We start from the raw sequence: 8,500 nt of genomic DNA on the forward strand, positions 1-8,500 counted from the left end.
CACGCCGCTGTTCGTGATCTCGCGCACCTCCGGCTGGGCCGCGCACATCATCGAGCAACGCATCGACAACAAGATCATTCGGCCCAGTGCAAATTACACCGGTCCGGAGAATTTGAAGTTCGTGGCGCTAAATAGGAGAAAATAGCGTCCGCTGTGCGCTCTCGGGGCGCGTGCAGTACCCCGGCGGTTGCGAAAACGCAATCGTGCACTGTTTAACTCTTTGAAATTGGATAGAAAGGTTTACTCCCATGAAAAAACTGCTGATCGCTACCGTTATTGGCGCTCTGTCTTCGACACTGCTGGTGACGGCGCCCAGCGCGTTCGCACAATCTTCGACCACCACGACCCACGCCAAGCCGAAGGCGCCGCAGCCGAAGCGCCTGATCAAGCGCAAGCCGAATCCGGAGAAGGAAGCGAAGGTCGATCCCGTTCCGGAAGGCGCGGAAAAGTGGTCGTGCAACGAAGGGCTGTCGTTCGATATGAAGGGCGACATGAAGCGCGACCAGATCGTCACCGTCCACTGGGGCAACAAGAACTACAACCTGCCGCGTGAAGCCACGACGACGGGCGCAGACCGTTTCCACGACGCAGCCAGCGGCATGGACCTCGTCGTGATCCCGACCAAGGCGATGCTGTTCTCGGACAAGGACAGCTCGCGCCTGGCCGACGAGTGCAAGACGGCGGCGATGACGGGCGGCGCACCGGCGGCGACGCAGTCGAACGCCATCAACAAGGCCCAGTAAAACGGGTCCGACAGGGGACAAACCTCGATGTCCGCACCGATCTCCAACGTCCGGCCCGATCCGGACACAGTGCTGGTCGATATCGTCGACTACGTGCTGAATGACAGGCTCGAGAGCGATCTCGCGCTGGAGACGGCGCGCAACTGCCTGATCGATACGCTCGGCTGCGGACTCGAGGCCCTGTCCTACCCTGCCTGCACCAAGCTGATGGGACCGATCGTGCCGGGCACGATCGTCCCGAACGGCGCGAAGGTGCCGGGCACGCCGTTCCAGCTGGACCCCGTGCAAGCCGCGTTCAACGTCGGCGCGATGATCCGCTGGCTCGACTTCAACGACACCTGGCTCGCCGCCGAATGGGGCCATCCGTCGGACAATCTCGGCGGCATTCTGGCGACAGCCGACTGGCTCTCGCGTACCGCCATCGCCAACGGCAAAGAGCCGCTGGTCATGAAAGACGTTTTGATCGGCATGATCAAGGCGCACGAAATTCAAGGCTGCATCGCGCTCGAAAACTCGTTCAACAAGGTCGGTCTCGATCATGTGCTGCTGGTGAAGCTCGCTTCCACAGCCGTGGTCGGCCAGATGATCGGTTTGACGCGCGATGAGCTGATCAACGCAGTCTCGCAGGCGTTCGTCGATGGACACGCGCTGCGCACCTACCGCCATGCGCCGAACACGGGCTCGCGCAAGTCCTGGGCAGCCGGCGACGCCACCTCGCGCGCGGTGCGTCTGGCGCTGATCGCGAAGACGGGCGAAATGGGCTACCCGTCGGTGCTGACGGCGAAGACGTGGGGCTTCTACGACGTGCTGTTCAAAGGGCAGCCGTTCCGGTTCCAGCGCCCATACGGCTCGTACGTGATGGAGAACGTGCTGTTCAAGATCTCGTTCCCCGCCGAGTTCCACGCGCAAACGGCCGCCGAAGCGGCGATGACGCTGCACGAACAGCTGCGCGCGAGCGGCAGGCGCGTCGAAGACATCGCGAAGATCACGATCCGCACGCACGAAGCCGCGATCCGCATCATCGACAAAAAAGGTCCGCTGAACAATCCCGCCGACCGCGATCACTGCATCCAGTACATGATCGCCGTGCCGCTGATTTTCGGGCGTCTCACGGCAGAGGATTACGAGGACGAAGTCGCGCGCGACCCGCGCATCGACGCGCTGCGTGACAAGATGCAATGCGTGGAAGACCCGAAATTCACGAAGGATTATCACGATCCCAACAAGCGCTCGATTGCGAACGCGCTGACGGTCGAGTTCACCGACGGATCGAGTTTCGACGAGGTAGTTGTCGAATACCCGATTGGTCACAAGCGTCGCCGCGCCGAAGGCATCCCGCTGCTGGTCGAGAAGTTCAAGACCAACCTCGCGCGGCGCTTTGCGGCGAAGCAACAACAAGCGATCCTCGATGTGTCGCTGGACCAGGCAAAGTTAGAAGCGATGCCGGTCAATGAATACGTCGATCTGTACGTCATTTGAGTCAGAAACGTAGCAACGTCATTTCCTCGAAAACCCCAGGAAAACTACCATGGCCCACAACCTCCACAAAACGCTCAAGGAATTCGACAGCGGTTCCGGCAAAGGCAAGTTCTATTCGCTGCCGCAGCTTGGTAAGGCACTGAACGTGAAGATCGACCGACTGCCCGTCTCGATCCGCCTCGTGCTGGAATCGGTGCTGCGTAACTACGACGGCAAGAAGATCTCGGAGGAACACATCGAGCAGCTGGCGAACTGGCAGCCGACGGCTGCACGCGTCGACGAGATTCCGTTCGTCGTTGCGCGCGTCGTGCTGCAGGACTTCACGGGCGTGCCGCTGCTCGCCGACATCGCGGCAATGCGCGGGGTCGCGCAGCGCGCGGGCAAGAACCCGAAGTCGATTGAGCCGCTGGTTCCTGTGGATCTCGTCGTCGATCACTCGGTGCAGATCGATCACTTCCGCGAGAAGAACGCGCTGGATCTGAACATGAAGCTGGAATTCCAGCGCAACAACGAGCGCTACCAGTTCATGAAGTGGGGCATGCAGGCGTTCGACACGTTCAAGGTCGTGCCGCCGGGCGTCGGCATCGTTCACCAGGTGAACCTCGAATACCTTGCGCGCGGCGTGCACAAGAAGGCTGACAACGGCGATACGGTCTACTACCCGGATACGCTCGTCGGCACGGACAGCCACACGACGATGATCAACGGCATCGGCGTGGTCGGCTGGGGCGTGGGCGGCATCGAAGCGGAAGCGGGCATGCTCGGCCAGCCGGTGTACTTCCTGACGCCGGACGTGGTCGGCGTGCACCTGAAGGGCAGGCTGCGCGAAGGCGTGACGGCGACTGACCTGGTCCTGACCATCACCGAACTGCTGCGTAAAGAGAAGGTCGTCGGCAAGTTCGTGGAGTTCTTCGGCGAAGGCACGCGCTCGCTGTCGCTGCCGGATCGCGCGACGATCGGCAACATGGCGCCCGAATACGGCGCGACGATGGGCTTCTTCCCCGTCGACGAAAAGACGATCGACTACTTCAAGGGCACGGGCCGCACGGACGCTGAAATCTCGGCCTTCGAGAACTACTTCAAGGCACAAGACCTGTTCGGCATCCCCGAAGCAGGCGACATCGACTACACGAAGGTCGTCACGCTCGATCTGGGCACGGTTGCGCCGTCGCTGGCGGGTCCGAAGCGTCCGCAAGACCGCATCGAGATCACCAACGTGAAGTCGACCTTCACGGACCTGTTCTCGAAGCCCGTCAACGAAAACGGCTTCGCGAAGAAGTCGGCCGATCTGGACGCGCAATACACGACGAGCAACGGCGTCAACGTGAAGAACGGCGACATCCTGATCGCCGCGATCACGTCGTGCACGAACACGTCGAACCCGAGCGTGCTGCTCGCCGCCGGCCTGCTGGCGAAAAAGGCTGTCGAAGCCGGTCTGGAAGTCGCGCCGCACATCAAGACGTCGCTGGCGCCGGGATCGCGCATCGTCACCGAGTATCTGACGAAGACGGGCCTCTTGCCCTACCTCGACAAGCTCGGCTTCACGCTGGCCGCTTACGGCTGCACGACCTGTATCGGCAACGCGGGCGACCTGACGCCGGAACTGAACGAAGCGATCACGAAGAACGACATCGTCGCGGCGGCCGTGCTGTCGGGCAACCGTAACTTCGAAGCGCGTATTCATCCGAACATCCGCGCGAACTTCCTGGCCTCGCCGCCGCTGGTCGTGGCTTACGCGATCGCGGGCACCATCACGCGCGACCTGATGACGGAACCCGTCGGCAAAGGTACGGGCGGCCGCGACATCTACCTCGGCGACATCTGGCCGTCGAGCGAAGAAGTCAACGCGCTGCTCAAGTTCGCGCTCGACGCCGACGCGTTCCGCACGAACTACTCGCAGCTCACGAAGAAGGGCGACCTGTGGAGCAAGATCGAAGGCGAAGAAGGCCAGGTCTACGACTGGCCGAAGTCGACGTACATTGCTGAGCCGCCGTTCTTCGGCAAGGAGTTCTCGATGGAGCCGGCTGCGAGCATCGCCGCTGTGAAGGGCGCGCGCGCACTGGGCATCTTCGGCGACTCGGTGACGACCGACCACATCTCGCCGGCTGGCTCGATCAAGGAAGATTCGCCCGCAGGCAAGTGGCTGAAGGCAAACGGCGTGCAGAAGGCCGACTTCAACAGCTACGGCTCGCGCCGCGGCAACCACGACGTGATGATGCGCGGCACGTTCGCGAACGTCCGCATCAAGAACCTGATGATCCCGGCGAAGGCAGACGGCACGCGCGTCGAAGGCGGCCTGACGATTCACCAGCCGAGCGGCGAACAGCTGTCGATCTACGACGCAGCCATGAAGTACATCGATGCCGGCACGCCGACCATCGTGTTCGCGGGCGAAGAGTACGGCACGGGCTCGTCGCGTGACTGGGCAGCCAAGGGCACGCAACTGCTCGGCGTGAAGGCCGTGGTCGCACGCAGCTTCGAGCGTATTCACCGTTCGAACCTGGTCGGCATGGGCGTTCTGCCGCTGCAGTTCAAGGGCTCGGACAGCGTCCAGTCGCTGAACATCACGGGCGAAGAAACGTACGACGTCGAAGGCCTCGGCGACGACTTCAAGCCGCAACAGGAAGTCACGCTGGTGATCCATCGCAAGGACGGTTCGGATCAGCGCGTCCCCGTGCTGCTGCGTATCGATACGCCGATCGAAGTCGACTACTACAAGCACGGCGGTATCCTGCCGTTCGTGCTGCGCTCGCTGCTGGCAGCGTAAGTCATTCCTTTGCAGGTGCTGCGTTCTCGTTGAGGACGCAGTGACTTTTAGAAGCCCGGTTCTTCCGGGCTTTTTTTTTCGTCTACCGTTCGTACAACGTCGCGCGCTCCATTACGCGCCGCACGTATTGGCGGGTTTCCGCGTATGGCGGCACCTTGCCGCCATACCTGCGCACGGCGCCCTCTCCCGCGTTGTAGGCAGCGAGCGCGAGCGCCACATCGCCGAATTTCGTCAACAGCGTGTCGAGCATGCGCGTGCCCGCGAGCACGTTTTGCGCGGGATCGAACAGATCGTCCGCGCCGTGTTGCGCGCCCGTTTGCGGCATCAGCTGCATCAGGCCCCTTGCGCCCTTCGGCGAAACGGCAAACGGATTGCCGCCTGATTCCACGTCGATGACAGCCATCAGCAACGCCCTGTCGATGCCCATACGCGCCGCTATGCCGTCGACGAGAGGTGTCCACGCCAGCACCTTCGACCGCGCACCGCGAGCCTCCTGCGGCCCGCCAAACTCGACGATCAGCGGAGCGCTTTCAACGCTCTCCTTCAATCCGCCGATCACCATCTCCACGCCGTTGGCCGCGCGAGCAACGCCGACGCACGCGCACATGCACGCGCACCCGACGCAGGCCACGAGCAAAGCGGCGCCTCTCATCGATGCGCCTTTGGCAGCATCCCCGCGCTCGCCGCCTGCGCGCGAAACGGCGACTGCATCCGCACAATCGCTTCCGACTCCAGCGCGACGGGCCAATGCTGGTGTTGCAGCCCATCGGCGAGCGTCGTGCGGCACACGCTGTCCGGCCGACGCGGCGAACCATACGCATCGACGTCCGCATCCGCCGGCTCGCGCGGGAACACGCCGTTGGCCGCGACATTGCCGATCACATTCGTCGCGTAGTACAGGACCTTGTTCGCAACCGGGACGACCAGGTCGAAGCAGTAATGCACGCGCAGTTTCAGCAGATTCGCTCCCTGCACATCGACGCCCGATTCGGCGCCCAGCGCGGTATCGCGATACATCAGCAGGTCGTTGGGAATTTCGTCGTGCGTCGCGCCTTCGTCGGGATAGAAGTGGGCACGCGCGAAGTCGCGCAGCATCGCTGGCGTCGGGCTGACGATGTCGATCGATGCGGTCTGCGTCACCGCGCGTCGTGCGGCAAGCTGCGCCGACTGCACGCCCGCCGCATCGGCGTGACGCGCAAAGAGCGGCGCGAGCCCGCGCGAGAGACCCGCCTGCATCGCATCCATCGCGCCGTGATTGACGGCGCCTTCACGCGCGGCTTCGAGCACGGCGGCATCGAGCGTCGCCTTCGCCTGATACAGCAGCACGAACTGCACGCTCAGGAAGCCGAAAAACAGCAGCAACGGCGCGACGATGAGAAACTCCGTCATCCCCTGCCCCTTCATCCACAGCTTCATGCCGGCGCTCGCCATGCAAGCGCATCGCCGACATCGATGCGCAAGGTTCGCGCCGCATCGGCGCGCATTTCCAGCGCGGCACGCGCGCGCCAGCCGAACCGCATGCGCGCGCGACCCACGTTGCGATGTATCGACATCACACGGCCGCGCCTGTCGATGAACAGCACGTCGATCGGAAAGCGCATGCCAAAGGTATGCACTGCGCTGCAAGGCTCGATCCACAGCGCGCAATCGGCATCGATGCCTTCGCGTCCGAGCAGGCCGCGCATCCGTTCGATCGCGCTTTCGGTGACATCGACACGCACGCTCATCGGCTCGCCGCGATGAATCAGACACCCGCGCTTCACAGCAAGCCCTCCTGAAGAAACTTCATGGCGATCGGAAAGCCCGATCACGTGATGTCATCGCACACCCAGCAGGCGGGCGCGAATGGCTACGTCAACAAAGTACGCGACTTGTCCGAAATGCTCACTGCCGTGCGCTCTGTGCTGCACGGCTTCGATTGCTTTCCGGCGAACGCGCTGCATACCAGCAAGAGCAGCGGTCTGGACTCGCTGTCGCCGCGCGAAATGGAAGTGCTGCAGTATCTGGCGCGCGGGGTCAGCAACAAGGACATCGCGAGCCGGCTATTTCTGAGCGACAAGACAGTGAGCACTTACAAAACGCGGCTGTTCGAAAAGCTGGGGCTGTCATCGCTGGCGGCGCTGATCGAATTCGCGACGCTGCACAAGCTGATCGACTGATACGTCTGCCCGAATGAGCCTGCGTCTGTCCGGCATGACATCGCTGCTCGCGAGCACGTTCGGACGCCGCGCGCCGATCGGCGCGCTGGCGCTGGGCGGTTCGCTCGCGGCGTGGCACGAGCCTGTCGCGGGCATCGCGGGCGCGGCGCTGCTGCTTTTGGCGCGCGCACTGCGCGCCGCTGTCCACGCCGACGACACCCGCCGTGCGCTGATTCACGACAACGCGCGCCTCGCCGCCATGCTGCATGTCGCGCAGCACGACCGGCTCGCGCTCGAAGCCGGCGTTGCCCGCGCGCGGCAAGAAGCCGCCGACGCCGCGCGCAGCACCGCGTTCGACGAATGCGCGGACGCGCTGAAAACCGCGCGGCACAGACTTTCGACGTCCATACAGACGCTGATCGACAGCCTCGATATCGTCAATGTCGGCGACGTTGGCGCCACATGCCGTCCGCAGCGCCGCGCGATGGAAATACTCGCACTGGTCCTTCACGACGCGCTGGAAAGCGCGACGCCCGAAAGCCGCGCCATCGTGTTCGATGAGGTGCCCGTCGATCTTCGCGAACTGATCGACGGCGTCGCGCTTCTCGTCGCTCCTATTGCGGCGCGCCGGCAATCCACGCTGCAGACATGCATTGACCGTTCCGTCGCGGCTGCCCTGCTTGCCGATCCAGCCCGCTTCGGACAGATCGTCTTCATGCTGCTCGCGTACGCGCTGGAAACATCGGACGCGGGCACCGTCACGCTCACGGCGCGCGCGGAGTCGCTGAGCGCGGGCGCGCAGCGCGTCGTGATCGGCATCAACGACGCGCCGCCCATATCCGACGATCCGCAAGGCGCCCGCGCGGACCGCGCGCTGGCGGAAGCAGCCGATCCGCACGAGCATCCCGATCTCGCGCTGTGCCGCGTCGTCGCGCAAAAGATGGGTGGCGACATCACGATCCTCGCCGGCGAGAACGTCGGCGTGTGCGTCGCCTTTCATGCGCCATTTACGATCGAGCGGCATGAGTGGCCGAACCCGACGCAGCGCTGGGCCATCGTCGATGTGGATACCTACGAGGACCGCCAGGCCCTCTGCGAGTTGCTGAAAAAGCTCGGCGTCACGACGTTGCCGTCCGACGCGAGATCGCCGGTGTGCATCGACTATCGCTTCGCGCAAATGGGTCAGCCGCCGTCGACGCACGGCGAAAAGCAGGCCTTCGTCATGACGCTCGACGCGCTGCCAGGCGGGCTGCGCGAGCGAGATGGGGTGACTCGCCTCTCGATGAGGCCGCTGTCGTGGACGGCGCTCGCGCGCATCTGCGGCGCGCAGAACGGGCACGCGCCTGCCGCGCGCGCGCCGCTCGCGCCGCTCG

General features: G+C 63.8%; 9 protein-coding genes. 6 read left to right on the plus strand and 3 right to left on the minus strand.

Annotated elements, in window-relative coordinates:
* The 4 genes from H3V53_RS41545 to acnA all read left to right on the plus strand — a co-directional run.
* The coding region (locus tag H3V53_RS41545; RefSeq protein ID WP_336602800.1) for a citrate/2-methylcitrate synthase at positions 1-145 on the plus strand (145 nt) is incomplete at its 5' end.
* 103 nt (positions 146-248) lie between these two features.
* A complete protein-coding gene (locus H3V53_RS41550; protein ID WP_054923587.1) occupies positions 249-743 on the plus strand; it encodes a hypothetical protein in 495 nt (164 codons plus the stop codon).
* A gap of 27 nt (positions 744-770) precedes the next feature.
* Positions 771-2,222 carry a bifunctional 2-methylcitrate dehydratase/aconitate hydratase gene (locus tag H3V53_RS41555; RefSeq protein WP_336602794.1) on the plus strand — a complete coding sequence of 484 codons (1,452 nt, stop codon included), beginning with the start codon at positions 771-773 and terminating at the stop codon, positions 2,220-2,222.
* A 49-nt stretch (positions 2,223-2,271) separates the two neighbouring features.
* Complete coding sequence (gene acnA / locus H3V53_RS41560) at positions 2,272-4,989, plus strand: aconitate hydratase AcnA (protein WP_336602795.1); 2,718 nt, start codon at positions 2,272-2,274, stop codon at positions 4,987-4,989.
* A gap of 82 nt (positions 4,990-5,071) precedes the next feature.
* On the opposite strand, the gene H3V53_RS41565 is transcribed toward acnA, so the two are convergent.
* The 3 genes from H3V53_RS41565 to H3V53_RS41575 are packed head-to-tail and all read right to left on the minus strand — an operon-like array spanning position 5,072 to position 6,752.
* Entirely contained in the window at positions 5,072-5,641 is a 570-nt protein-coding gene (locus H3V53_RS41565; RefSeq protein ID WP_336602796.1) for a lytic transglycosylase domain-containing protein, read from the minus strand.
* Positions 5,638-6,405, minus strand: a complete 768-nt coding sequence (locus H3V53_RS41570; RefSeq protein WP_336602797.1) for a TadE/TadG family type IV pilus assembly protein — start codon at positions 6,403-6,405, stop codon at positions 5,638-5,640. Before H3V53_RS41570 ends, H3V53_RS41565 begins: the two co-directional genes overlap by 4 nt.
* Positions 6,402-6,752 carry a DUF192 domain-containing protein gene (locus H3V53_RS41575; protein WP_336602798.1) on the minus strand — a complete coding sequence of 117 codons (351 nt, stop codon included), beginning with the start codon at positions 6,750-6,752 and terminating at the stop codon, positions 6,402-6,404. The genes H3V53_RS41570 and H3V53_RS41575 overlap by 4 nt, the downstream gene beginning before the upstream one ends.
* Before the next feature lie 24 nt (positions 6,753-6,776).
* Here H3V53_RS41575 and H3V53_RS41580 point away from each other — a divergent pair, with 24 nt between their 5' ends.
* Positions 6,777-7,148, plus strand: coding sequence for a response regulator transcription factor (locus H3V53_RS41580; RefSeq protein WP_336602799.1), 372 nt, complete (start codon positions 6,777-6,779; stop codon positions 7,146-7,148).
* Positions 7,149-7,161: 13 nt separating this feature from the next.
* A partial coding sequence (locus H3V53_RS41585; RefSeq protein ID WP_419539744.1) for a sensor histidine kinase occupies positions 7,162-8,500 on the plus strand: 1,339 nt, incomplete at its 3' end.

Source organism: Paraburkholderia bengalensis, from assembly GCF_037126505.1.
In the GTDB taxonomy this organism is placed as follows: domain Bacteria; phylum Pseudomonadota; class Gammaproteobacteria; order Burkholderiales; family Burkholderiaceae; genus Paraburkholderia; species Paraburkholderia bengalensis.

Coding starts and splice junctions, on each gene's coding strand:
- H3V53_RS41565 (WP_336602796.1), bottom strand. CDS start 5,641: ATGAGAGGCGCCGCTTTGCTCGTGGCCTGCGTCGGGTGCGCGTGCATG.
- H3V53_RS41550 (WP_054923587.1), top strand. CDS start 249: ATGAAAAAACTGCTGATCGCTACCGTTATTGGCGCTCTGTCTTCGACA.
- acnA (WP_336602795.1), top strand. CDS start 2,272: ATGGCCCACAACCTCCACAAAACGCTCAAGGAATTCGACAGCGGTTCC.
- H3V53_RS41580 (WP_336602799.1), top strand. CDS start 6,777: ATGGCGATCGGAAAGCCCGATCACGTGATGTCATCGCACACCCAGCAG.
- H3V53_RS41570 (WP_336602797.1), bottom strand. CDS start 6,405: ATGAAGCTGTGGATGAAGGGGCAGGGGATGACGGAGTTTCTCATCGTC.
- H3V53_RS41555 (WP_336602794.1), top strand. CDS start 771: ATGTCCGCACCGATCTCCAACGTCCGGCCCGATCCGGACACAGTGCTG.